We start from the raw sequence: 24,664 nt of genomic DNA, 5'->3' as shown, positions 1-24,664 counted from the left end.
GGTCACGGGCCGGTCGGGGGGTCGTACCGGCCGCTCTGCCCACGGTTATCGCACAGCCGGACCGCGGCTGGCAAGTGTGATCGGTGGCGCTAAGCCGATATGGCAACGAATTCTGCTAGGTGGCGCTAGGGTGGCAACGGATTCCGTACCCCCGGGAAGGGTCAGGCCGTACCCCAGGTGTAGGTCTGCTTGCGGAGCTTGAGGTAGACGAACGCCTCGGTGGAGAGCACGCCCTCGACGGCCCGCAGCCGTTGCAGGATCTCCAGCAGGTGGTCGTCGTTGCGGCACACGACCTCGGTGAGCAGGTCGAACGAGCCGGCGGTGATCACCACGTAGTCGACCTCCTCCAGCTCGGCCAGCCGGTCGGCCACCGCCTCGAGGTCGCCGTCGGTGCGCAGGCCGATCATGGCCTGGCGGGGGAAACCGAGCTGGAGCGGGTCGGTCACGGCGACGATCTGCATGACCCCGGCGTCGAGCAGCCGCTGCACCCGCTGCCGCACCGCGGCCTCGGAGAGCCCGACCGCCTTGCCGATGGTCGCGTACGGGCGGCGCCCGTCCTCCTGGAGCTGCTCGATGATCTGCTTGGCCACGTCGTCGAGCAGAGCGTGACTGGCACCTTCACGCACCGCTACGCGCCGCCCCCCGTTGGTGTGTTCCTGTTGCCGGTTCGTCATCGACCGCTCCCCATGTCCGTTCCCGCGCTGTGAGCCTAGTGCCTCGCGCAGTGTGGCGTATTTCGTCGTGCAGAGCTAATCCCGCAACGGAATCCCTTGTGGGGAAGGTCACCCCATGTCAGGATCAGTCGTCAATCGCACTTGACCCTCCCGCCGGCGTCGCCACCCCCGTCCCCGCCGCCGACGTTGACCCCTAAGGAGTCGTCACATGCGCACTCCCTTCCGACCCCTCTCCCGGCGAGGCCTCCTCACCGGCACCCTCGGATCGGCAGCCCTGCTCGCCGCCGGTGGCTCCCTGGCCGGCTGCGGCACCAAAGGCGCGCAGCAGACCGAAGCGGGTTGCGTGAGCGAGGACCTGTCCGGCACCGAGAAGAAGCTCGCGTTCTCCAACTGGCCGCAGTACATGGACGTGGACGAGAAGGACGAGTCGAAGCGTCCCACGCTCGACGCGTTCATCGCGCGCAGCGGCATCCAGGTCACGTACACCGAGGACGTCAACGACAACAACGAGTTCTTCGGCAAGGTCCAGAACCAGCTCGCCGGTTGTCAGGCCACCGGCCGGGACATCATGGTGCTCACCGACTGGATGGCGGCCCGGATGATCCGGCTCGGCTGGATCCAGAAGCTCGACCCGGCCAAGATGCCCAACGTCGCGTCGAACCTGCTGCCGTCGCTGCGCGGGCGCTCGTTCGACAAGGACAACCAGCTCGCCGTGCCGTGGCAGTCCGGTCTGGCCGGCATCGCCTACAACGGCGCCGTGGCCAAGGAGCTGCGCACCGTCGACGAGCTGCTCACCCGGTCCGACCTCAAGGGCAAGGTGACGGCGCTGTCCGAGATGCGCGACACCATGGGCCTGCTGCTCCAGTCCAACGGTCACGACCCGTCGAACTTCACGGCCGCGCAGTTCGACGACGCGCTCAACAAGCTCAAGAAGGCCGTCGACTCGGGCCAGATCCGCAAGTTCACCGGCAACGACTACGCGCCCGACCTGGCCAAGGGGGACATCGCCGCCTGCGTCGGCTGGTCCGGCGACGTCATCCAGCTCGGCTTCGAGGACGAAAAGATCAAGTTCGTGGTGCCGGAGTCCGGCGTCATGCTCTGGTCGGACAACATGCTGGTGCCGAACAAGGCCACCCACAAGGGCAACGCCGAACAGCTCATCGACTACTACTACGAGCCGGCGGTGGCCGCCCAGCTCGCCGCGTACGTGAACTACATCTGCCCCGTCCAGGGCGCCCAGGCCGAGATGGAGAAGATCGATCCCGATCTCGCCGCCAACCCGCTGATCTTCCCGGACGACGCGATGCTGTCGAAGGCCAAGGTCTTCATGGCTCTGGACGAGAAGCAGGAGCGGGAGTACGAAGGCAAGTTCCAGCAGGTCATCGGGGCCTGACGAGGAGATGGGCGGGACGACAGTGGCACGCGAGACACCGGCCGGCGACCTGCGGCTGGCCAACCTCACCAAGCGGTTCGGCATCTTCACGGCGGTCGACGACCTCACCCTCACGATCCCGCAGGGCTCGTTCTTCGCCCTCCTCGGCGCGTCCGGCTGCGGCAAGACCACGACGCTGCGGATGATCGCCGGCCTGGAGGAGCCCACCAGCGGGCAGGTGCTGCTCGGCGACCGGGACATCGCCCGGCTGCGCCCGTACAAGCGGCCGGTGAACACCGTGTTCCAGAGCTACGCCCTCTTCCCGCACCTGGACATCTTCGAGAACGTCGCCTTCGGGCTGCGCCGCCGCGGCATCCGGCAGGTCGACGACCAGGTGGCGCGGATGCTGTCGCTGGTGCAGCTCGACGGGTACGGTCGCCGGCGTCCCGCCCAGCTCTCCGGCGGGCAGCAGCAGCGGGTCGCCCTGGCCCGCGCCCTCATCAACCACCCACAGGTGCTGCTGCTGGACGAGCCGCTCGGCGCCCTCGACCTGAAGCTGCGCCGGCAGATGCAGATCGAGCTGAAGCGGATCCAGACCGAGGTCGGCATCACGTTCGTGCACGTCACGCACGACCAGGAGGAGGCCATGACGATGGCCGACACGGTCGCCGTGATGAACGCCGGCCGCATCGAACAGCTCGGCGCGCCCGCCGACATCTACGAGTTCCCGGCCACCGCTTTCGTGGCGAACTTCCTCGGCCAGTCCAACCTGCTGGCCGCCGAGGCCGCCGGCACCGCCGGGGGCGAGGTGCCGGTGACCGCCCACGGCGCCCGCTACTCGGTGCCCGCCGACCGGGCCCGCGTCGACCGGGGGCCGGCCCACCTGGGCGTACGCCCGGAGAAGCTGCACCTGGTCGGCTCCGCCGACCAGGTGCCCGCCGGCCACCAGCACCTCACCGGGGTGGTCAGCGACGCCTCCTACGTCGGCGTGAGCACGCAGTACCTGCTGCGCACCTCGTGGGGCAGCGAGCTGTCGGTCTTCGCGGCGAACAGCGGCACCACGCAACGGTTCGCGGTCGGCGCCGAGGCGGTGGCGCACTGGGACCCGCGGCACGCGTTCCTGCTGCCCCGCGAGCCCGGCGAGGACGACCGCACCTCGCCGGTGCTCGACGAACCGGTGGGTGCGCCGTCGTGAGCGCCCTGGCCCACGTACCCACCGGGCAGTCGGCGGCGGCCCCACCGCCGTCCGCGCGGCGCGGGCGGCACCGGTTCCTGCCGTACCTGCTCCTGCTTCCCGGGGCGGCCTGGCTGTTGCTGTTCTTCGCGCTGCCGCTCGTGCAGCTGGCGGCGGCCAGCCTCTACGACCCCAGCGGCTCGCTGTCCACCGGGTACGCGCTCACCTTCGCGTTCGGCAACTATCCGGACGCGCTGGCGGCGTACTGGCCGCAGTTCGTCCGCTCGTTCGGCTACGCCGCGCTGGCGCTGGTGCTCGCGCTGTTGATGGGCTACCCGTTGGCGTACGCGATCGCCCAGAAGGCCGGCCGGTGGAAGAACCTGTTGCTGGTCTGCGTGGTCGCACCGATGTTCACCAGCTTCCTGGTGCGCACGCTGGCCTGGAAGACGATCCTCTCCGACAACGGCTGGTTCGTGGGCGTGCTGCGCGACGTGCACCTGCTGGCACCCGACGGACGGCTCCTGGCCACGCCGTTCGCGGTGGTGCTCGGCCTCACGTACAACTTCCTGCCGTTCCTCGTGCTTCCGTTGTACGCGAGCCTGGAGCGGCTGGACCGTCGCCTGTTGGAGGCGGCCAGCGACCTGTACGCGAGCCCCGTCCGGGCGTTCCGCCGGGTGACCCTGCCGCTGTCCATGCCCGGTCTGGTCGCCGGCACCCTGCTCTTCTTCATCCCGGCCAGCGGCGACTACATCAACGCCGAGCTGCTGGGCACCCCGAACGAGTACATGATCGGCAACGTCATCGACTCGGCGTTCCTGGTGCGGCTCGACTACCCGCAGGGCGCCGCCCTGTCGTTCCTGCTCATGGCGGCGATGCTCGCGGTGGTGTTCGTGTACCTGCGGCGGGCCGGCACGGAGGAGGTCCTGTGAGCGCGAGGAGCGCAGCGAAGCGGAGCCCCGCAGTCGCGAACGAAGGGTGGCTCCGGTGAGCGCGAGGTTCTGGCGCTGGCTCGCCGACCGGTGGGTGATGGCCGTCGCGCTGCTGGTCCTGGGCTACCTGTCGCTGCCGATCGTCGTGGTGGCCGGGCTGTCGTTCAACCGCCCGTCCAGCCGCCTGTCGTACGACTTCCACGAGTTCACGCTGGACAACTGGCGGAACCCGTGCGCGACCTCCGACATGTGCGACGCCGTGGTGCGCAGCGTGCAGATCGGCTTCCTGGCCACCGCGGTGTCGACGGTCCTCGGTACGCTGATGGCGTTCGCCCTGGTCCGGCACCGGTTCCGCGGCCGGGCCGGGATCAACGTGCTGATCTTCCTGCCGATGGCCACCCCGGAACTGGTGATGGGCACCTCGCTGCTCGCCCTCTTCGTCGCCGCCGGGGTGCCGCAGGGCTTCTGGACCATCGTGATCGCGCACGTCATGTTCTGCGTGTCGTTCGTGGTGGTGACCGTGAAGGCGCGGCTGGCCGGGATGGACTCCCGGCTGGAGGAGGCCGCCATGGACCTCTACGCGAGCGAGTGGCAGACGTTCCGGCGCGTCACCCTGCCGCTCGTGCTGCCCGGCATCGTGGCCGCCGCGCTGCTCGCCTTCTCGCTGAGCTTCGACGACTTCATCATCACGAACTTCAACGCGGGCACCACCGTCACGTTCCCCATGTACGTGTGGGGCGCCGCCCAGCGGGGCATCCCGCCGCAGGTCAACGTCATCGGCACCGCGATGTTCGCGATCGCGCTGCTGCTGGTGCTGGCCAGCACGCTGCGCGGCCGGCGGGCCCGCCGCGCCGCGTTGCCGGTCGCCCCGGCGGTCGGCGGAGCCGCACGGCGTCGGTCATGACCCGCCCGGGCCTCGGCCGGGCGCTGGCCGACGCGGTGCCCGTGCCGTACTGGCTGGACCGCCCGGAACGCCCCGACCCGCTCCCGCCGCTGCACGGCACGCACACCGCCGACCTGCTCGTCATCGGCGGCGGGTACAGCGGGCTGTGGACCGCGCTGCTGGCGAAACGGGACGACCCCGGCCGGGACGTGCTGCTGGTCGACGCCGGCACCTGCGGCTGGGCGGCGTCCGGGCGCAACGGCGGCTTCTGCGCCGCCTCGCTCACCCACGGTCTCGCCAACGGCGTCGAGCGGTTCCCCGGCGAGATCGACGAGCTGGAACGGCTCGGCCGGGAGAACCTCGACGCCATCGCCGCCACCGTGGCCGAGTACGGCATCGACTGCGACTTCGAGCGCACCGGGGAGCTGGCCGTCGCCGTCGAGCCGTACCAGCTCGACGGCCTCGCCGCCGACGCCGAGCTGGCCCGCCGGTACGGCCACGACGTGCGGCTGCTCGACGGCGACGAGGTACGCGCCGAGGTGGCCTCGCCCACGTACCTCGGCGGGTTGTGGGACCGCGACCGGGTGGCGCTGCTCGACCCGGCGAAGCTCGCCTGGGGGCTGCGCCGGGCCTGCCTGAGCCTCGGCGTGCGGATCGCCGAGCACACCCGGGTCACCGGGCTGCGCGAGCAGGGCGCGGCGCTGCGGGCCGCGACCGCCGGCGGCCGGGACGGGGAACCGGGTGTCGTCCACGCGCGGCAGGTGGTGCTCGCCACCAACGCGTTCCCGCCGCTGCTGCGCCGGCTGCGCGCCTGGCTGGTGCCGGTCTACGACTACGCGTTGATGACCGAGCCGTTGGGGGACGACGAGCGGCGTTCGGTCGGCTGGGCCAACCGGCAGGGCCTCGCGGACACCGGCAACCAGTTCCACTACTACCGGCTCACCTCCGACGGCCGGATCCTCTTCGGCGGGTACGACGCCGTCTACCACTACGGCAACCGCACGGCACCGGCCCTGGAACAGCGCTGGCACACCTTCCACACGCTCGCCGACCACTTCTTCACGACGTTCCCGCAACTCGACGGCCTGCGCTTCAGCCACCGCTGGGGCGGGGTGATCGACACCTGCACCCGGTTCTGCCCGTTCTTCGGCACCGCCTACTCCGGGCGGCTCGCGTACGCGGCCGGCTTCACCGGCCTCGGCGTCGGGGCCACCCGCTTCGGCGCCCGGGTGATGCTCGACCTGCTGGCCGGCGCCGACACCCCGCTGACCCGGCTCGACCTGGTCCGCACCACGCCCCTGCCGTTCCCGCCGGAACCGTTCCGGGCGGCCGGCATCAACCTCACCCGCTGGTCCCTGGCCCGCGCCGACGCGGACCACGGCCGGCGCAACCTCTGGCTCCGTACGCTCGATCGTCTCGGTTTGGGGTTCGATTCCTGATGCGCATCCTGCTGGTGGGCGCGGGCGGCGTCGGGTCGGCCGCCGTCGCCATCGCCGCCCGTCGTGCCTTCTTCGAGACCGTGGTGGTCGCCGACCGCGACGCCGGCCGGGCGAGCCGCGCTGTCGCGGACCACGGCCCCCGGTTCGTGGCCGCGTCCGTGGACGCCTCCTCGGCCGAGGCGGTCGCGGCGCTCTGCCGGGAGCACCGGATCACCCACGTGCTCAACGCCGTCGACCCCCGCTTCGTGCTGCCGATCTTCGAGGGCGCGTACGCGGCCGGCGCCGACTACCTCGACATGGCGATGTCGCTGTCCCGCCCGCACCCCGCCCGGCCGTACGCCGAGACCGGGGTGAAGCTCGGTGACGAGCAGTTCGCGGTCGCCGACCGGTGGGCCGCCGCCGGCCGGCTCGCGCTGTGCGGCATCGGCGTTGAACCGGGGCTCTCCGACGTCTTCGCCCGGTACGCCGCCGACGAGCTGTTCGCCGAGATCGACGAGATCGGCGTACGCGACGGCGCGAACCTGACCGTCGACGGCTACGACTTCGCCCCGTCGTTCTCCATCTGGACCACGATCGAGGAGTGCCTGAACCCGCCGGTGGTGTGGGAGTCGGGCCGGGGCTGGTACACGACGGCGCCGTTCTCCGAGCCGGAGGTCTTCGAGTTCCCCGAGGGGATCGGCCCGGTCGAGTGCGTGAACGTGGAGCACGAGGAGGTGCTGCTCATCCCGCGCTGGGTGGACGCGAAGCGGGTCACGTTCAAGTACGGCCTCGGCGACGAGTTCATCGGCGTACTCAAGACCCTGCACAAGCTCGGCCTGGACTCGACGGCGCCGGTGCGGGTCGGCGGCGCGTCGGTGTCGCCGCGGGACGTGGTGGCCGCCTGCCTGCCCGACCCGGCCACCCTGGGCGACCGGATGCGCGGGCGCACCTGCGCGGGCACGTACGTGACCGGCACCGGGCACGACGGCCGGCCGCGGCGCGTCTACCTGTACCACGTGGTCGACAACGAGTGGTCGATGCGGGAGTACGGCCACCAGGCCGTGGTCTGGCAGACCGCGCTCAACCCGGTGGTGGCGCTGGAACTGCTCGCCACGGGCGCCTGGGCCGGCAGCGGGGTGCTGGGCCCGGAGGCGATGCCGCCGAAGCCCTTCCTCGACCTGCTGACCAACTACGGCTCGCCCTGGGGAATGGAGGAGCGGTGAGCCGCTACGGAGCCATGTACGGGCCGGACCTGACCTTCCTCGGCGTGCCGGCGTGCGACCTGGCCGACGCGGCGTCCTTCGCCGACGCGGACGTGGTGATCGTCGGCGCGCCCTTCGACGGCGGCACCTCCCACCGGCCGGGCACCCGGTTCGGCCCGTCCGCCATGCGCCAGGCCTGCTACCTGCCGCACGACGGCTCGCGTCCGTCGCTCGCGCTGCGCGTCGACGGGCTGCGGGACCTGCGGGTGTACGACGCGGGCGACGTCGAGATGTTCTCCGGCGACATCGAGCGGTCCCTGTCGGCCCTGGAGGTCGCGGTGCACACCGTCGCCTCGGCGGGCGCCATCCCGGTCGTGCTCGGCGGCGACCACTCCATCGCCCTGCCCGACGCGACCGGCGTGGCCCGCCACCACGGGCTCGGCCGGGTGTCGCTCGTGCACTTCGACGCGCACGCCGACACCGGTGACGTCGAGTTCGGCAACCTGCACGGGCACGGCCAACCGATGCGCCGGCTCATCGAGTCCGGTGCGGTACGCGGCGACCGGTTCCTCCAGATCGGCCTGCGCGGCTACTGGCCGGGTCCCGACGTCCTGTCCTGGATGGCGGCGCAGCGGATGCGCTCGTACGAGATGACCGAGCTGGTCGCCCGCGGCCTGGACACCTGCCTGACCGAGGCGTTCCGGATCGCGGTGGACGAGTGCGAGGGAGTGTTCCTCTCCGTCGACGTGGACGTCGTTGACCCGGGTATGGCCCCGGGCACCGGCACCCCGGAACCGGGCGGGCTGACCTCCCGGCAGCTGCTCGACGCCGTCCGGCGCTGCTGCTACGAGCTGCCCGTGGTCGGCGTGGACGTGGTCGAGGTCGCGCCCCCGTACGACCACGCCGACATCACGGCGTACCTGGGCAACCGGGTGGTGCTGGAGGCCCTGTCCGCGATCGCCCGCCGCCGCCGCGACGCCGCCGGCGGCGACCCGTGGAACCCCGAAAAACCCCTGCTGGATTCGCGCTAGCGTTTGCTCCTCCCGCCCCCTCCCCCCGCGATCTTGCACTCTGTGCCCCGGCCTTTGGTGCATAAGAGGCATATCTGGGGCCGAAAGTGCAAGATCGCGGGGGTGGTTAGCACGACGGCGCGGGGCCTGGGGGTTTGTCCACAGGGGAGGGGTTGTCCACAGGGGCGGAGTTCGGGGGCCGCTTGCGGGCTCGTCGGTTCGGGATAGTGCCGCTGTGGCTACCCAGTTGTGGCGTGTCGAGGACCTGCTGCGGCGCCTCACCGTGAAGCGGCTCCGGACCCAGGTCCGCAAGGAGGAACTGCTCCGGGTCCGTCGGGGCGTCTACGCCGCCCGGCCCTACGAGGACGACGACGAACTCCGGGCGCTGCTGCTGTGCCTGCCCGAGGGCGCCACCCTGACCCGGCAGAGCGCGGCCCGCCGGCACGGGTTCGGTGTGCTCCGGGAGGACCAGGTCCACGTCCAGCTACCGGCCGACGTGCCCCGGCCCCGGTTGCCCGGCCTGGTCGTGCACCACTCGGTCGTACCCGTGCGGCCCGTCCTCGTCGACGGCCTCCCGTGTGTACCGGCGGCCCGGTGCGCGGTCGACCTCGCCCGGAGCGTACGACGGCTCGACGCCCTGCCGGTGCTCGACGCGGCGCTTCGCTCGGGCGCGGTCACCCGTGACGACCTGCTGGCGGAACTGCCCGCCCATCGGGCGCTGCGCGGCGTCCGGCAGGCACGCGACCTCGTCCCGCTGGCGGACGGTCGGGCGGAGTGCCGTCAGGAGAGCCAGTTACGCCTCATCCTGATCGACGGCCGGCTGCCCGCGCCCGAGCCGCAGATCTGGGTCCATGACCCGTACGGTGTGCGCCGCTACCGCCTCGACCTGGGCTACCGCGAACGCCGGATCGGCATCGAGTACGACGGGCTGTCCCATCTGGACCGTGAGCGCCTCCGGTACGACCGGGAACGGGTGAACTGGCTCGACGCCAACGGGTGGCGCATGCGCTACTTCACCGACCAGGACCTGTACCACCACCCGTACCGAATAGTGACCACGATCCGCGCAGCCCTGTCCTGATCCCGCGCCCTCTTCCTCGCTCGCGATCTTGCACTTTTGGCCCCGGCTTTTCCGGCATAAGCCGCGTTTCAGGGGCACAAAGTGCAAGATCGCGGGGACGGGTGGTGGAGAGCGCCGGACCGAGTGATCTGTCCTCTATGGCCGGTCGGGTTGGTCCTCGTGGCCGCTGGTTGAACGGGCAACTACTTTCCGCTGCCGGGCGGTACCCGCGTCGTTGCCCGCGGCAACGGTAGGGTCCGGGGAAGCGGCAGGTCAGGGGATTTGCCGAGTCGATCTGCCGACGAGACTCGGCGCGTGACACATCCACCATCACCATTCCCTCCGCCGCCGGGGCCCGGGTACGCCGTATCGCCCGGCGCGCGTCCGAGTTGGTTCCGGCGGCTGACACCCGGGCAGCGGACCGGGCTCATCGTCGGCGGGGCGTTGTCCCTCATGCTCTTCTGCTGCGGCGGCCTGGGCGTCATCGGCCTTGTGGCCGGCGAGCCGGAACAGAACGGGTCGACCAGTCCGGTCTCGGCGGAGCGTGAACCGGCTGTCGCCGGTACGCCCGCGACGGCTGTCGGGCAACCTGCGGGCACGCCGCCGTCGGTCGACGTGTCCTCCGTCGCGCCCTCGGCCGTGGCGCCGTCGGCCGTGGCGCCCTCGTCGTCCGCGCCGTCGAGCCCGACGGTCGAGAAGCGTACGGTCACCGAGACGGCGACCATCAAGTACGGCCAGCGGACCGTCGAGGATCCGAACCTCGCCGAGGGCAAGCGCGTCGTGCGGACGAAGGGCGTGAACGGCGTACGGACCCTGACCTACCAGGTCACCATCACCGACGGGGTGCAGACCGGCAAGAAGCTGATCAAGTCCGTGGTCACGAAGCAGCCGGTCACCCAGGTCGTGGCGGTCGGTACCAAGCCGCAGTCCACCTGCGATCCCAACTACAGCGGCTGCGTCCCCATCGCCAGCGACGTGGACTGCGCCGGCGGCAGCGGCAACGGCCCCGCGTACGTGTCAGGACCGGTGCGCGTGATCGGCAGCGACATCTACGACCTGGACCGCGACGGAGACGGCTACGCCTGCGATTAGCCCGGCTCTGCCCGCCCCCCCCCCGGCCCCGCCCCGCTCCCCGTCGATCATGCACTTGTGGTGCCTGTTTACTGGTGTTATCGCATCCTTTGCCCACCACCACAACTGCATGATCGACGAGGGCAGGCGGACGTGAGGGCGGATCGGCGCGAGGGTAGGCGGACCCTGGGGGCGGGTCGGCGTGGGGGCGCCTAGCAGACGGTGGGCCGGTGGTGGGGTTTTCCACAGGGGGTCTTGTTGTCCACAGGGGGCGGGGACGGGGCTCCTGCTGGGTTGGTGGTTTGGGCAGGGTCGAGGTGTGGCGTGGGATCCGTACCTCTACTCGGAACTGCTCGACTCCGGCCTCAGCAGGGAACAGCTGCGGCGACTGGTCGGGGCGGGAGAGCTGGACCGGCTGTCGAGAGGCGTGTACGGGCGGGCCGATGGCCCGGCGAGCCGCGGAGGCGCGCCCGCCCCGGGTCAGCAGCGCGCTTCGAACCGTCGTCTGGCGGCACTGCTTCGTCGGCTCCCGCAGGGCGCCGTGATCGGATTTCACACCGGTGCCCGGCTGCACGGTTTCGGTGCCGTCGAGTCCAGTGCCGTACACGTGATCGTGCCGGCGGGTGTGGTCGTACCGCGGGTCAGGGGCGTGGTCGTACACGAGGCTGTGCTTCCGGTCCGCGACCCGGTCCTGCTCGGTGGGGTTCCGTGCGCGCCGGCCGCTCGCTGTGCCGTCGACCTCGCCCGCGCGCTGCGTCGGATGGACGCGCTGCCCCTGCTCGACCTGTGTCTGCGTGCCGGCGCGTGCGGCCCCGACGAGCTGCTCGCGGAGGTGGCACGACACGCTCGGCTGCGCGGCGTGTGTCAGGCGAGGGCGTTGATCCGCATCGCCGATCCTCGCGCGGAGTGCCGCCAGGAGAGCCAGTTGCGGCTGCTCCTGATCGATGGCGGGCTACCGGCCCCGCAGCCGCAGGTGTGGGTACCGGACCGGAACGGCATTCCGCTCTACCGCCTGGACCTCGGGTACCGGGAGCGGCGGGTCGGCATCGAGTACGACGGCCGTACGCACCTCGACCGTGATCGCCTGCGTCGCGACCGTGCCCGGATGAACTGGCTGGCCGCCAACGGCTGGCAGATGCGTCACTTCACCGACCGAGACCTCTACCACCGCCCCACCCACATAGTGACCACGGTGAAAACGCTCCTGCTCGCAGGCTGAGGTCGCGTCGATCATGCAGTTATGGTGCCCCGCAAAAGGTGCGAAGGCGGGTGCTCCGGGCACCACAACTGCATGATCGACGGGGTCGGCGGCGGCGGGGCCCGTCAGGCCAGGTGGGAGCGGATCAGGAAGCGGACTCCTTCGGGGGCTTCCAGGGAGAAGCCGCTGCCCCGGCCCGGCACCACGTCGACCGTGAGCCTCGTGTGTTTCCACAGCTCCCACTGCGAGCGGGACATCCAGAACTCCACCGGCTCCGGCACGCCGTCCACGGCGAGCGACGCGAGCAGCACGTCGGAGCCGCCGGTGCGGAACTCGCCCGCCGGGTAGCACATGGGGGCGCTGCCGTCGCAGCAGCCGCCCGACTGGTGGAACATGAGCGGCCCGTGTTGTTCCCGCAGTGACCGGATCAGGTCCGCGGCGGCGGGCGTCACCGACACCGGATCGGTCGTCGGCGGAAGCGACACCGGCGACGCCGCCCGCGGAAGCGGCACCGGCGCCGCCGCCCCAGAAGGCGACACGGCCGGCGCTGCCCCGGAAGGCGACGAAGCCGCCCCGGAAGGCGACGAAGGCGGGCCGGAAGGCGACGAAGGCGGGCCGGACGGCGACAAAGGCGCGCGGGACGGCACCGGCGCGGGCGGCGCCGCGGCGCCCGGCGGACCGGGTACCGCGGCGCCCGACGAGGCGGCGCCCATCAGAAGAAGCCGAGCTTCTTGGGGGAGTAGCTGACCAGCAGGTTCTTGGTCTGCTGGTAGTGCTCCAGCATCATCTTGTGGTTCTCCCGGCCGATGCCGGACTGCTTGTACCCGCCGAACGCGGCGTGGGCCGGGTACGCGTGGTAGCAGTTGGTCCACACCCGGCCGGCCTGGATGGCGCGCCCGGCCCGGTACGCGGTGTTGATGTCCCGCGTCCAGACGCCCGCGCCCAGCCCGTACAGGGTGTCGTTGGCGATCTTCACGGCGTCGTCCAGGTCGGCGAACGAGGTCACCGAGACCACCGGCCCGAAGATCTCCTCCTGGAAGATCCGCATCGAGTTGTCGCCTTCGAAGATCGTCGGCTCGACGTAGTACCCGCCGGAGAGGTCGCCGCCGAGGTCGGCCCGCGCGCCGCCGGTGAGGACGCGGGCGCCCTCCTGCCGGCCGATGTCCAGGTAGGACAGGATCTTTTCGAGCTGGTCGTTCGACGCCTGCGCGCCGATCATCGTGTCCGTGTCCAGCGGGTGTCCCTGCTTGACCGCCTGCGTCCGGGCGACCGCCGCGGCCAGGAAGTCCGCGTAGTGGCCCTGCTGGATGAGCGCCCGGGACGGGCAGGTGCAGACCTCGCCCTGGTTGAGGGCGAACATGGTGAACCCTTCGAGCGCCTTGTCGAAGAAGTCGTCGTGGGAGGCGCTCACGTCGTCGAAGAAGATGTTCGGGCTCTTGCCGCCCAGCTCCAGCGTGACCGGCTTGATGTTCTCACTGGCGTACTGCATGATCAGCCGCCCGGTGGTGGTCTCGCCGGTGAACGCCACCTTGGCCACCCGCGCCGAGGAGGCGAGGGGCTTGCCGGCCTCGACGCCGAATCCGTTGACCACGTTGACGACACCGGGCGGCAGCAGGTCGGCCACCAGCGACAGCCAGTAGTGGATCGACGCGGGCGTCTGTTCGGCCGGCTTGAGCACGACCGCGTTGCCGGCGGCGAGGGCCGGGGCGAGCTTCCAGGTGGCCATGAGCAGCGGGAAGTTCCACGGGATGATCTGGCCGACCACGCCCAGCGGCTCGTGGAAGTGGTACGCCACGGTGTCGTCGTCCAGTTCGCCGAGCGAACCCTCCTGCGCCCGGATCGCCCCGGCGAAGTACCGGAAGTGGTCGATGGCCAGGGGGATGTCGGCGGCGAGAGTCTCGCGTACCGGCTTGCCGTTCTCCCAGGTCTCGGCGACCGCCAGGGCCTCCAGGTTCTCCTCCATCCGGTCCGCGATCCGGTTGAGGATCAGCGACCGTTCGGCGACCGGCGTGCGGCCCCACGCGTCGGCGGCGCCGTGGGCGGCGTCGAGCGCCTTCTCGACGTCCTCGGCGGTGCCGCGGGCCACCTCGCAGAAGGTCTGGCCGGTCACGGGGGTCGGGTTCTCGAAGTACCGCCCGCCGTGCGGCTTCACGTACTCGCCGCCGATGTAGTGGTCGTAGCGGGACTGCCAGTGGGTGGGCGCGTCGTAGCGTGCCATGGTTACCTCCGCCGTCGAGGTGCGGTGACGGCGGCGACGCTAGTTTCCGGAACGTTGCAGCCACGTTGCGCGGGGCAGGTCGTACTCCCGGGCGAGCTGATGGATGCGGGCGACCGCGAGCGGCCGGCGCGGCGCGCCCGGCGGCAGGGCCCGGGCCAGCGCCTGCCAGGCGGCCAGGTCGTCGGCGCCGGCGGGCGTCGCGGTCCAGGCGCCGAGCAGCGCCGGGTCCGCGGTGGCGAGCACGGCCGCGCGGAGCTGGCCGTCGATGAGCCGGCGCAGTCGCGCAACTCCCGGCGCGTCGGAGGCGGGCAGCAGCGGCCCGGCGTACGCGTCGAGCGCGCCCGCCGGATCGCCCCGGTCGAGCAGGGCGCCGACGGTACGGAAGTCGGCGCGCACGGTCCCGCGCAGCCGGTACGGGCGGGAGTCGAGCAGTTCGGGGCCGAGCACCCGGCGCAGGCGGGACAGTTCGGCGCGCAGGGTGACGGGGTGCAGCCGGTCGTCGCCGTACAGGTCGAGGCCGAGCTGTTCCCCGGTGCGCCCCTCGGGATGGTCGAGCAGCAGCACGAGCAGTTCGCTGTGCCGGCGGCCGAGCCGGATGCGGCGCCCGTCCACCCGCAGCTCCGCCTCGTCGCGGCCCAGCGCGGAGACGGTGACGACCCCCGGGTCGGGGGGACGGTCGGCGGCGAGCTGCACCTCGGCGGCCCGGGCGGTGGCCCGCACCAGCGCGAGGCTCTGCGGGGTGGCCAGGTGGTCGCCGCCGGTGATGTCCACGGCGCCGAGCAGGCGGCCGGTGACGGGGTCGTGGATGGGCGCGGCGGCGCAGGTCCACCGCTGGACCTGCCGGCTGAAGTGCTCGGTGGCGAAGATCTGCACGCTGTGGTCGACGGCGACGGCGGTTCCGGGGGCGTTGGTGCCGGCGTGCGCCTCGTCCCACCGGGCGCCCGGGACGAAGTTCATCCGCTCGGCGCGCCGGAGCACACCCGGATGCCCCTCCACCCACAACAGCTGCCCGTGCGCGTCGCAGATCGCCATGAGGTGCGCGCCGTCCTGGGCGATCCCGCCGAGCAGGTCCCGGAAGAGGGGCAGCACCCGGGCGAGAGGATGCCCGGCGCGGTAGCTCTCCAGCGCATCGTCGGTGAGCTCGACCGGCGGTGTGCTCTCCGGGTCGAGCAGCGCGCCGGCGGACCGGCGCCACGAGTTGGCCACGACCTCCCGCAGGTGGCGGTCGGTCCGCAGGGCGGCCTCCGGGCCGCCGGTGAGGAAGGCTTCGTGGGCGGCGCCGACCCGCGCGATCCGCTCCGCCGGATCGACGCCGATTTCCAGGGCGAGCCACGGGTCGGCCATGGGCGACCTCCTCGCGCCCATCGTGACGCAGCTCACCTCTGATCGCCAAATGCGGCCGGTTGGGCGCGGCGGACCGCGCGCCGGCGTGCAGTTACCTGCGCCACGTTGACCGGGCTTCCGGCCTGCCCCTCCGAACCGATCGCACCCGGGATCCGTGTACGCGGCGTCCCCGCTCCGGCCTGCCCGGAGCACCCGCCCCGGTCCGCCGGAGCCGAGAGGAGAGAAGCCGTGACGACCTGCACGGGCTCTCCGCGCGGACGGCGGCCGGCCCGCGAGGTGCGGGCCGACGTGGCTGCGGCCGCCAGCCGTCCTCGTGTCGTCTGGCACGTGGTTGAAGGAGAGACGATGTCCCGCACCAGACCGCCGGCACCGACGCCGGTTCCGACACTGACTCCGTTGCCCGCCCGTGGCCTGCCGGACCGGGCGCGCGTCCAGGAGGCCGCCGGGTGGCTGTCCGGCCGGGTGATCCGCACCCCGGTGCTGAACTCGCCGGTGATCGACCGGCTCGCCGGCGCCCGCATCCTCCTGAAGGCGGAGAACCTGCAGACCGGCGGCTCGTACAAGATGCGCGGCGCGATGCTGGCGGTGGGGCGGCTCGCCGCGACCGGGCACACCGGAGTCGTCGCGCAGAGCACGGGCAACCACGCGGTGGCGGTGGCCCTGGCGGCCCGGCGGCACGGTGTGACGGCGACGGTCGTCCTGCCCGTCGACGCGACGCAGACCAAGGTGGCCCTCGCCCGTGCGGCGGGCGCCGAGGTCGTCTTCGCCGGCACCGCCCTCGACGAGCGGGTCGCCACCGCCCGGCAGATCAGCGCGACCCGGGGCCACCCGCTGATCGACGCGTACGACCACCCGGACGTCATCGCCGGACAGGGCAGCGCCAGCCTCGAGCTGATCGAGGAGGCGGAGCGCGTCGGCACGCCGCTGGACGCGCTGGTGGTGCCGGTCGGCGGCGGCGGGGGCGTGGCGGGCGCCTGCCTGGCCGCGTCCGGAACCGCGATCGAGGTGTACGGCGTCGAGCCGGTAGGTTGCGACTCGCTGGCCCGCAGCCTGGCCGCCGGCCGTCCGACCCCGGTCTCACCGGCGCCGACGATCGCCGACGGGCTGCGGCCCACCTGTGTGGGCGAGCTGCCGTTCGCCATCGCGCGCGACGCGGTCCGGGACGTCGTGCGGGTCGACGACGACCAGATCATCGAGGCGTTCCGGCTGCTCCTGATGGAGCTGAAGGTGCTCGCCGAGCCGTCCGGCGCCGCCGGGCTGGCCGGCGCGCTGCGGCTCGCGGCCGGTTTCGGCGACGAGACGGCCGGGCGCACCGGTGCCGGCCCGGACGGCGGGCGGCGGGAGAGGTACCGCACGGTCGGCGTGGTGCTGACCGGCGGCAACGTGGAGGCGGACCTGGTCGCCCGGTTGGCGACCCGGCAGTTCGCCGGCGTGACGAGTGTGGAGGGAGTGGCGGCATGAGCGCGCCTGTCCGGATCGGGATCCTGTTCGGTGGCCCGTCGGCGGAGCACGAGGTCTCGTGCGCCTCGGCGCTCGGCGTGGCCCGGGCCCTGGCCGCGGCCGGTCACCGCGTGGTGGCCATCGGTGTCACCCGCACCGGCGCGTACCGGCTCGTGCCGGACGCGGTGCTGGCCGAGGTGCGTGCCGGTGGGGGAGCCGGCCGCGCCATCGACGACCGGCTGCCCGTGACCGGCCCGGTGGTGGAGTTGCGTGCCGGTAACCGGCCGGGTACGGCCGTCGTCGCCGCGCCGAACGCGTCCGGGGCGGTGCACGCCGAGCTGGACGTGGTCTTCCCCGTGCTGCACGGCCCGTTCGGCGAGGACGGGGTGGTGCAGGGGGTGCTGGAGTCGCTGGGCGTCCCGTACGTCGGCTGCGGCATCCTCGCCTCCGCGGTGGGCATGGACAAGGTGGCGATGAAGCGGGCGCTGCGCGCCGAGGGGGTGCCCACCACGCCGCACGTCTGGTTCGACGCGCAGACCTACCGCGCCGCGGAGGACCCGGAGAAGCTGGTGCTGGGCCTTCGCCGGCCGTTGTTCGTGAAGCCGGCGCGGATGGGTTCCTCCATCGGGATCTCCCGGGTCGCCGAGGGGGACGACCTGGCAGCGGCCGTCGAGGAGGCCCTGCGGTACGACAACGTGGTCCTCATCGAGCAGGGCGTGACCGGCCGCGAGCTGGAGTGCGGCGTGCTCGGCGGCTGGCGTCCGGAGGCTTCGGCCGTCGGTGAGGTACGGGTGGAAGGCGGTTGGTTCGACTACGAGCAGAAGTACTTCGGCGACGCCGACCCGATGATCGTTCCCGCGCCGCTGCCCGACGAGGTCACCGAGCGGATCCGGGAGCTGTCGGTACGGGCGTTCACGGCGATCGGGGGCTGGGGTCTCGCCCGTGTGGACTTCCTCTACGACGAGGTGACCGGCGACCTGTACGTCAACGAGCTGAACACGATGCCCGGGTTCACCGCGCACTCCATGTACCCGAAGGTGTGGGCGGAGTCCGGAGTCAGCTACCGGGAGGTGGTCGACCGGCTGGTCGCGCTCGCCGTGGCCCGCCACGCCGAGCGGCCGGCGAACCCGGGCACGGACAACGGGCGGTGACCAGAGCGGCGTCAACCCACTACGGTCCGTCGTGATCCGGCCGCACCGCTGAACGGTCCGGCGCTCCCGTCCGTACCAGGCGTCGTACGACACCACCGGACGACGGGAGAAACAGGGTGCGGGTGCAACGCAGGCACATGCTGGCGGCCGGTGTGGCGGTCGCCGCCACGGCGGCCCTCGCGGTGGGTACCGGGCTCGGGTTCGCGGACACCGCCCCGACCGGGCAGTCCGTCTGCTCCGGGTCGGTCACCTTCTCCGCGGAGGGTGGCGCCCCCGCGGCGACGAGCGACCGGTTCCCGGTGGGCACCCGGTTGCGGGTGACGAACCTGGACAACGGGCGGGCCACCACGGTGACGGTGACCGGTCCGTCGGGCAGTTGTGTGCTGCTGAACGTCGCGGCCATGGACCAGATCCGCGAGCCAGGCAGGAACGTCGTCCGCCGCAACGTGGTGGAACGGCTCGACGGCGGCGCCGCACAGCAGCCCGCCCCGGCCCCGCCGGGCGCCGGCGAGGTGCGACCCGGCGCGGCCTCGCCCGGTGCGACGGGGCCGGCGCCCCGCTCGGCCTGCACGGGCTCGGTGACGTTCTTCGCCGACGGCGGCGCACCGACGGCGACGAGCGACCGGTTCCCGGCGGGCACCCGGTTGCGGGTGACGAACCTGGACAACGGGCGGGCCACCACGGTGACGGTGACCGGCCCGTCGGGCAGTTGCGTACTGCTGAACACCGCGGCCATGGACCAGATCCGCGAGCCGGGCAAGAACGTCGTCCGCCGCAACACCGTCGAGGTCCTGCGCTGACAGCCTGTCGTGGGCAGGGGCGCCGACCGCGCCCCTGCCCACGCCTCAGGCGAACGCGGCGTCGAGGATGTCGAGGCCCCGGGCCAGCTCGGCGTCGGAGATGACCAGCGGCGGCAGGAAGCGGATCACGTTGCCGTACGTGCCGCAGGTGAGCGTGAGCAGGCCGGCGGCGTGGCAGGCCGCCGACACCGCGGCCGTCGCGGCCGGGTCCGGCGTCAGGGTGCCCGGCCGCACCAGTTCGACGGCGAGCATCGCGCCGCGGCCGCGTACCTCGGCGACCCGCGGGTCCCGGTCGGCGATCGCGTGCAGCCGGGGCCCCAGCACCGACCCGATCCGCCGGGCGGCGGCGGCCAGGTCCAGCTCCTGCATGGTGTCGATGCTCGCGAGCGCGGCGGCGCAGGCGACGGGATTGCCACCGTACGTGCCGCCGAGGCCGCCGACGTGCACCGCGTCCATCAGCTCGGCCCGGCCCGTCACCGCGGCGAGGGGCAGCCCGCCGGCGATCCCCTTGGCGAGCGTCACCAGGTCCGGCTCGACGCCCTCGTGCTCGCACGCGAACCAGTCCCCGGTGCGGCAGAACCCGGTCTGGATCTCGTCGGCCACGAAGACCACCCCGGCCGCCGTCGCCCACTCGCGCAGCGCCGGCAGGAACCCCTCGGCCGGTACGACGAAACCGCCCTCGCCCTGGATGGGCTCGATCAGCAGCGCGGCCACGTTCTCCGCGCCGACCTGCTTCTCGACCATCTCGATCGCCCGGGCCGCGGCGGTCGCGCCGTCCAGCCCGCCGTCGCGCAGCGGGTACGACATCGGGACCCGGTAGATCTCGCCGGCGAACGGCCCGAACCGGTGCTTGTACGGCATGTTCTTCGCGGTCAGAGCCATGGTGAGGTTGGTCCGGCCGTGGTACGCGTGGTCGAAGACCACGACCGCCGGCCGGCCCGTGGCGTGCCGGGCGATCTTCACGGCGTTCTCGACCGCCTCCGCGCCCGAGTTGAACAGCGCCGACCGCTTCTCGAACCCGCCCGGCGTGAGCGCGTTGAGCCGCTCGCACACCGCCACGTACGACTCGTACGGCGCCACCATGAAGCAGGTGTGCGTGAAGCGCTCGACCTGCTCCCGTACGGCGGCCACGACCCGTGGCGCGGAGTTGCCCACGTTGGCGACCGCGATGCCGGCGGCGAAGTCGATCCACTCCCGCCCGTCGACGTCGACGATCGTCCCGCCGGAGGCGCGGTCCACGTAGGACGGGATCACGCTGCCCACGCCCCGGGCGACGGCCGCGCCGCGCCGCTTGTGCAGTTCGTCGGAGGAGGTCATGGCCGCTCAGCCCTCGATGTTGTGCATGACGTGCTTGATCCGGGTGTAGTCCTCCAGGCTGTAGACCGAGAGGTCCTTGCCGTGCCCGGAGTGCTTGAAGCCCCCGTGCGGCATCTCCGACACGAACGGGATGTGGGTGTTCACCCACACGCAGCCGAAGTCGAGCCGCCGGGTCATCCGCATGGCCCGCCCGTGGTCCTTCGTCCAGACCGAGGCCGACAGGCCGTACTCGACGCCGTTGGCCCAGCGCACCGCCTCGTCCTCGTCGGAGAACCGCTGCACGGTGATGACCGGGCCGAAGACCTCCTGCTGGATGATCTCGTCGGCCTGCCGGACCCCGGACACCACCGTGGGGGAGTAGAAGAAGCCGCGCTCGCCGACCTGTGAGCCCCCGGTCTCCAGCGTCGCGTGGTCGGGGAGCCGGTCCACGAAACCGCGTACCCGGGTGAGCTGGTTGGCGTTGTTCAGCGGGCCGTAGAGCACGTCCTCGTCGTCCGGGGCGCCCGTCCGGGTGTTGCGGGCCTGCTCGGCGAGCGCGGCCACGAAGTCGTCGTGGATGCCGGGGCCGGCCAGCACCCGCGTCGCCGCCGTGCAGTCCTGCCCGGCGTTGAAGTACCCGCCGACCGCGATCGCCTCGGCCGCCGCCGCGACATCCGCGTCGTCGAAGATCACCACCGGCGCCTTGCCGCCCAGTTCGAGGTGGGTGCGCTTCAGGTCGGGGGCGGCGGCCGCGGCCACCTCCATGCCGGCCCGGGTGGAGCCGGTGATCGACACGAACTGAGGGGTGGGGTGGGAGACCAGGGCGCGCCCGGTGTCGCGGTCGCCGCAGACCACGTTGAACACGCCCGGCGGCAGGAACTCGGCGGCCATCTCGGCGAGCAGCAGGGTGGACACCGGGGTGGTGTCGGACGGCTTGAGCACCACCGTGTTGCCGGCGGCCAGCGCCGGCGCGATCTTCCAGACCGCCATCATCAGTGGGTAGTTCCAGGGCGTGACCTGGGCGCAGACGCCGATCGGCTCGCGCCGCACGTACGAGGTGTGCCCGGCCATGTACTCGCCCGCCGAGCGGCCCTCCAGCAGCCGGGCCGCTCCCGCGAAGAACCGGAACTGGTCGACGCAGGGCGGCAGTTCCTCCTCCGCGGTGAGCTGACGGGGCTTGCCGGTGTTGCGCACCTCCGCGTCGACCAGCTCGGCGGCCCGGGACTCGACCGCGTCGGCGAGCTTGAGCAACGCCTTCTGCCGCTCGGCCGGGGTGGCGTCGCGCCAGCCCTCGAAGGCGTCGGCGGCGGCCTTCATGGCGGCGTCCACGTCGGCGGCGCCGGAGACCGGCGCCTGCGCGAAGACCTCACCGGTGCACGGGTCGACCAGGTCGGCGTACCCGCCGTCCACAGGGTCGACGTACTGGCCGTTGACGAAGTTGCGCAACTGCTGCTGGTCACTCATGAGGTGTCTCCGAGGGTGGCCGGGGGATGAGGTCAGCGGAGGTAATCGCAATCTGACTGCCATCTTGGCTACTGAATTCGCGGCATACAAGCCCTGCGGCGACTGTTTCCGTGCGGATGTGGGGTCGTCTAGGCTGCGGTCGTGGAGCCGAGAGCCTTCTACGTCGCCGGTCGCCCCGCCCACGGCGAGGGCGAACTGACCGTCCACCACCCCTACGACTGCCGGGCGGTGGGGCGTACCACCATGGCCACGCCGGACCAGGTCGAGGCGGCCGTCGCGGCAGCCGCGCGGGTGGCCGCGGAGGCGGCGGCCCTGCCCGCGCACGCCCGCGCGGCCGCGCTGGACCACGTCGCCCGGCGGCTCGCCGAGCGGGCCGACGAGGTCGCCCGACTCATCAGCGAGGAGAACGGCAAGCCCCTGAAGTGGGCACGGGCCGAGGCGGGACGGGCGACGTCCACCTTCCGCTGGGCCGCCGAGGAGGCCCGCCGCTTCTCCGGCGAGCTGCAACGCCTCGACACCGACCCGGCCGCCACCGGCCGGATCGCCCTGGTGCGCCGGGTGCCCCGCGGCCCCGTCCTCGGGATCACGCCGTTCAACTTCCCGCTCAACCTCGTGGCGCACAAGGTGGCCCCCGCGATCGCGGTCGGCGCGCCGATCGTGGTCAAGCCGGCGCCGGCCACCCCGCTCTCCGCGCTGCTCCTGGGCGACCTGCTCGCCGAGACCGACCTGCCCGCCGGGATGTTCTCGGTGCTCCCGCTGCCCAACGACCGCGCCGCCGACCTGGTCGCCGACCCCCGGCTGCCGGTCGTGTCGTTCACCGGCTCCGGGCCGGTCGGCGCGGCCATCCGGCGCGCCGCGCCGGAGAAGCACGTCACCCTGGAGCTGGGCGGCAACGCGGCCGCGGTCATCTGTTCCGACTGGGCCGCCGACGAGGACCTGACGTTCGCCGCGCAGCGGATCGCGACGTTCTCGAACTACCAGGCCGGGCAGTCGTGCATCGCGGTGCAGCGCGTCTACGTGCACGAGTGGATCTACGACGGCTTCCTGCCTCGGCTCGTGGCTGCCGTCGAGGAACTGCGGACCGGTGACCCGGCCGACGAGCGCACCGACGTCGGGCCGATGATCTCCGAGGACGCCGCGCGCCGGGTCGAGGCGTGGGTCGACGAGGCCGTGGTCGCCGGCGCGACCATCGAGGTCGGCGGGCGGCGCGAGGGCGCCACGTACCCGCCGACCGTCCTCTCCGGCGTGCCCGCCGACGCCAAGGTCAGTGCCGAGGAGGTCTTCGGCCCGGTGCTGGTGGTCGCCCGGGTCCAGGACGACGACGCCGCGTTCGCCGCCGTCAACGACTCGGCGTACGGGTTGCAGGCGGGCGTCTTCACCCACGACGTCCGCACGGCGTTCCGGGCCGCCCGGGTGCTGGAGGTGGGCGGCGTCATCGTGGGCGACGTGCCGTCGTACCGGGCCGACCAGATGCCGTACGGCGGGACGAAGGGCAGCGGCGTCGGCCGCGAGGGCCTGCGCAGCGCCATGGAGGACTACACGGAACCGCGGGTGCTCGTCCTCACCGGCGTGCCGCTGTAGACGCCGGCCTGTCCCGCCGGCGGGGGTCGACGTGCCCCGACCGGTCGGCCCGGCGCTGCCCGCGCCGCCGCGTCGGTGCCCCGCCGGTCTACCAGGTGCCGTCGTCGCGTACGCGGGCCGGGGCGCGGCCCAGCAGCAGGGTGGTGAGTGCGGCGTCCACGTCCGCGCCGAGGAACCACTCGCCGGCCTGGTCCAACGCGAAGACCCGGCCCTGCTCGTCGACGGCGAAGATGCTGTCGCCGTGCTCCGAGCCGAACGGGAACAGTCGCGTGCCCAGCACGGCGGCGAAGTCCGCGAGCGTGTCGGCGCTGTGCGCACCGCGCAGCGGGTTGGTGGTGAACCGGCTGATCCAGACCTGCTCGCCGGGGCCGCGCCGGCGGCTGAGCACCGCCGGAAAGGCGGTCAGCGCCCGTACGGCCGCCGGGAACGGCTCGTGCCGGTGCTGGCGGCCGGCGACCTCGCAGGTCTCCTGGATCGCGCCGGCCGCGAGCGCCGCGTTGAACCCGCTGTCCTCCCAGCCCCCGTCGACCAGGGCGTCCGCCACCTCCTCCGGGAAGCGCCCGGGGTGGTGCGCGGGGCGGTGCTCGGGCCGCCACTCGGCCGTGAACGCCAGCTCGGCGCGGGGCAGCACGCCGAAGCGCACGAGGAAGGCGAGGCACGAGTCGCAGGGGCGTTCCGCCGGGCCGCCGTACGGGTCGCCGGGCTCGCGGACCCGGAACACCTCGAACCGCGCCGCGCCGAGCAGGGCCTCCGCATCGCCCATCCCCATCGGCGCGATGCCCTCGGCGGCGCGCCGGTGGTCGTACTCGTGCAGGACGTCGGAGACCACGATCAGCTCGGCGTGCCGGTCGCCGCCGCGGGCCAGCCGGCCGGGCGGCAGGTCGTCCAGGTAGCGGCGGACCAGCGGGTGGTGCCGGAGCGGGACATCGCCCTTCGCCCCGTGCGCCCGGAACAGCCGGCCGTCGAGGCCCAGGTGTGCGGTGGCGCCCGGGGTGGGCAACCGGCGGATCTCCCGGAGGACCTGGCTCGCCGGGTCGACCGTGCGCGGGGCCGTCGGCCCGGGCGGCCGGTTCCGCCGGTACATCTCCCCGACCACCTCGGGCGGGACCCGGGGCCAGGTGGTCACCTCGCCCGTCTCCTTGTCGACGACCATCGTCGGAAGGTCGCCCGGGAGCGTGCGCGCCTGCGTGGACACCGTGGACGAGATGACGTAGCCGAGATCGAACTCGTCGACCGTCGGCGTGCACTCGTAGCCCAGGCGTTGCGAGTCACGGCGGGCCCACACGGCGGCCAATTGCTCAGCCTGACGACGGTCGATCACCCGATCGAAGTTACCGGACCCCCACGGATTCGTCGCGCCGGGTATGGTTCGGCCTACC

General features: G+C 72.6%; 21 protein-coding genes. 14 read left to right on the top strand and 7 right to left on the bottom strand.

The genetic code is table 11. The annotated features are described in order from the left end of the window. Nucleotides 1–161 precede the first annotated feature (161 nt). A complete protein-coding gene (locus D7193_RS06920; RefSeq protein ID WP_120778465.1) occupies nucleotides 162–674 on the bottom strand; it encodes an Lrp/AsnC family transcriptional regulator in 513 nt (170 codons plus the stop codon). 208 nt (nucleotides 675–882) lie between these two features. On the opposite strand from D7193_RS06920, the gene D7193_RS06915 reads away from it, so the two are divergent. From D7193_RS06915 to D7193_RS06870, 10 genes are all read left to right on the top strand, one after another. Continuing rightward, nucleotides 883–2,067, top strand: a complete 1,185-nt coding sequence (locus tag D7193_RS06915) for a polyamine ABC transporter substrate-binding protein (protein WP_120778464.1) — start codon at nucleotides 883–885, stop codon at nucleotides 2,065–2,067. Nucleotides 2,068–2,074: 7 nt separating this feature from the next. Further along, complete coding sequence (locus D7193_RS06910; protein WP_120778463.1) at nucleotides 2,075–3,241, top strand: ABC transporter ATP-binding protein; 1,167 nt, start codon at nucleotides 2,075–2,077, stop codon at nucleotides 3,239–3,241. Next, on the top strand, nucleotides 3,238–4,149 hold the full coding sequence (locus D7193_RS06905; RefSeq protein ID WP_120778462.1) for an ABC transporter permease: 912 nt from the start codon (nucleotides 3,238–3,240) through the stop codon (nucleotides 4,147–4,149). Before D7193_RS06910 ends, D7193_RS06905 begins: the two co-directional genes overlap by 4 nt. 55 nt (nucleotides 4,150–4,204) lie before the next feature. After that, on the top strand, nucleotides 4,205–5,053 hold the full coding sequence (locus D7193_RS06900; RefSeq protein ID WP_241562837.1) for an ABC transporter permease: 849 nt from the start codon (nucleotides 4,205–4,207) through the stop codon (nucleotides 5,051–5,053). Beyond that, nucleotides 5,050–6,471 (top strand): NAD(P)/FAD-dependent oxidoreductase, encoded by a 1,422-nt coding sequence (locus tag D7193_RS06895; RefSeq protein ID WP_120778461.1) that lies wholly within the window; start codon nucleotides 5,050–5,052, stop codon nucleotides 6,469–6,471. Before D7193_RS06900 ends, D7193_RS06895 begins: the two co-directional genes overlap by 4 nt. Then, nucleotides 6,471–7,673: a saccharopine dehydrogenase family protein gene (locus D7193_RS06890; protein ID WP_120778460.1), complete on the top strand. Its 1,203-nt coding sequence runs from the start codon at nucleotides 6,471–6,473 to the stop codon at nucleotides 7,671–7,673. Before D7193_RS06895 ends, D7193_RS06890 begins: the two co-directional genes overlap by 1 nt. Further along, a complete protein-coding gene (speB, locus tag D7193_RS06885) occupies nucleotides 7,670–8,683 on the top strand; it encodes an agmatinase (RefSeq protein ID WP_120778459.1) in 1,014 nt (337 codons plus the stop codon). The genes D7193_RS06890 and speB overlap by 4 nt, the downstream gene beginning before the upstream one ends. 214 nt (nucleotides 8,684–8,897) lie before the next feature. Continuing rightward, entirely contained in the window at nucleotides 8,898–9,743 is an 846-nt protein-coding gene (locus D7193_RS06880) for a DUF559 domain-containing protein (protein WP_241562836.1), read from the top strand. 432 nt (nucleotides 9,744–10,175) lie between these two features. After that, a complete protein-coding gene (locus D7193_RS06875; RefSeq protein WP_120778457.1) occupies nucleotides 10,176–10,814 on the top strand; it encodes a G5 domain-containing protein in 639 nt (212 codons plus the stop codon). A 298-nt stretch (nucleotides 10,815–11,112) separates the two neighbouring features. After that, on the top strand, nucleotides 11,113–12,012 hold the full coding sequence (locus D7193_RS06870) for a type IV toxin-antitoxin system AbiEi family antitoxin domain-containing protein (RefSeq protein ID WP_120778456.1): 900 nt from the start codon (nucleotides 11,113–11,115) through the stop codon (nucleotides 12,010–12,012). Between the two features lie 104 nt (nucleotides 12,013–12,116). Here the strand turns inward: D7193_RS06870 and D7193_RS06865 are convergent, their stop codons facing one another. From D7193_RS06865 to D7193_RS06855, 3 genes are all read right to left on the bottom strand, one after another. Continuing rightward, nucleotides 12,117–12,476, bottom strand: a complete 360-nt coding sequence (locus D7193_RS06865) for a DUF779 domain-containing protein (RefSeq protein ID WP_120779312.1) — start codon at nucleotides 12,474–12,476, stop codon at nucleotides 12,117–12,119. Nucleotides 12,477–12,703: 227 nt separating this feature from the next. Next, nucleotides 12,704–14,209: an aldehyde dehydrogenase gene (gene adh, locus D7193_RS06860; protein ID WP_120778455.1), complete on the bottom strand. Its 1,506-nt coding sequence runs from the start codon at nucleotides 14,207–14,209 to the stop codon at nucleotides 12,704–12,706. 39 nt (nucleotides 14,210–14,248) lie between these two features. After that, nucleotides 14,249–15,553, bottom strand: a complete 1,305-nt coding sequence (locus D7193_RS06855) for a GAF domain-containing protein (protein ID WP_120778454.1) — start codon at nucleotides 15,551–15,553, stop codon at nucleotides 14,249–14,251. A gap of 345 nt (nucleotides 15,554–15,898) precedes the next feature. Between D7193_RS06855 and D7193_RS06850 the strand changes: the two genes are divergently transcribed. The 3 genes from D7193_RS06850 to D7193_RS06840 all read left to right on the top strand — a co-directional run bounded on the left by D7193_RS06850 (nucleotide 15,899) and on the right by D7193_RS06840 (nucleotide 18,944). After that, on the top strand, nucleotides 15,899–17,014 hold the full coding sequence (locus D7193_RS06850) for a threonine ammonia-lyase (protein ID WP_120778453.1): 1,116 nt from the start codon (nucleotides 15,899–15,901) through the stop codon (nucleotides 17,012–17,014). After that, entirely contained in the window at nucleotides 17,011–18,144 is a 1,134-nt protein-coding gene (locus D7193_RS06845) for a D-alanine--D-alanine ligase family protein (protein WP_120778452.1), read from the top strand. The genes D7193_RS06850 and D7193_RS06845 overlap by 4 nt, the downstream gene beginning before the upstream one ends. A gap of 122 nt (nucleotides 18,145–18,266) precedes the next feature. Next, nucleotides 18,267–18,944, top strand: coding sequence for an RlpA-like double-psi beta-barrel domain-containing protein (locus tag D7193_RS06840; RefSeq protein ID WP_241562835.1), 678 nt, complete (start codon nucleotides 18,267–18,269; stop codon nucleotides 18,942–18,944). A 45-nt stretch (nucleotides 18,945–18,989) separates the two neighbouring features. Here D7193_RS06840 and gabT read toward each other — a convergent pair whose 3' ends face one another. Continuing rightward, complete coding sequence (gene gabT / locus D7193_RS06835; protein ID WP_120778450.1) at nucleotides 18,990–20,261, bottom strand: 4-aminobutyrate--2-oxoglutarate transaminase; 1,272 nt, start codon at nucleotides 20,259–20,261, stop codon at nucleotides 18,990–18,992. A gap of 6 nt (nucleotides 20,262–20,267) precedes the next feature. Continuing rightward, nucleotides 20,268–21,704 (bottom strand): gamma-aminobutyraldehyde dehydrogenase, encoded by a 1,437-nt coding sequence (locus D7193_RS06830; protein WP_120778449.1) that lies wholly within the window; start codon nucleotides 21,702–21,704, stop codon nucleotides 20,268–20,270. A 141-nt stretch (nucleotides 21,705–21,845) separates the two neighbouring features. Here D7193_RS06830 and D7193_RS06825 point away from each other — a divergent pair, with 141 nt between their 5' ends. Then, on the top strand, nucleotides 21,846–23,285 hold the full coding sequence (locus D7193_RS06825; RefSeq protein ID WP_120778448.1) for an aldehyde dehydrogenase family protein: 1,440 nt from the start codon (nucleotides 21,846–21,848) through the stop codon (nucleotides 23,283–23,285). Between the two features lie 88 nt (nucleotides 23,286–23,373). Here the strand turns inward: D7193_RS06825 and D7193_RS06820 are convergent, their stop codons facing one another. Further along, nucleotides 23,374–24,606, bottom strand: a complete 1,233-nt coding sequence (locus D7193_RS06820; protein ID WP_120778447.1) for an SUKH-3 domain-containing protein — start codon at nucleotides 24,604–24,606, stop codon at nucleotides 23,374–23,376. Nucleotides 24,607–24,664 lie beyond the last annotated feature (58 nt).

Source organism: Micromonospora costi (genome assembly GCF_003626655.1).
GTDB classification, from domain to species: Bacteria; Actinomycetota; Actinomycetes; order Mycobacteriales; family Micromonosporaceae; genus Micromonospora; species Micromonospora costi.
The sequence above is the reverse complement of the archived record's forward strand: the minus strand, read 5'-3'. Positions and strand labels throughout refer to the sequence as shown.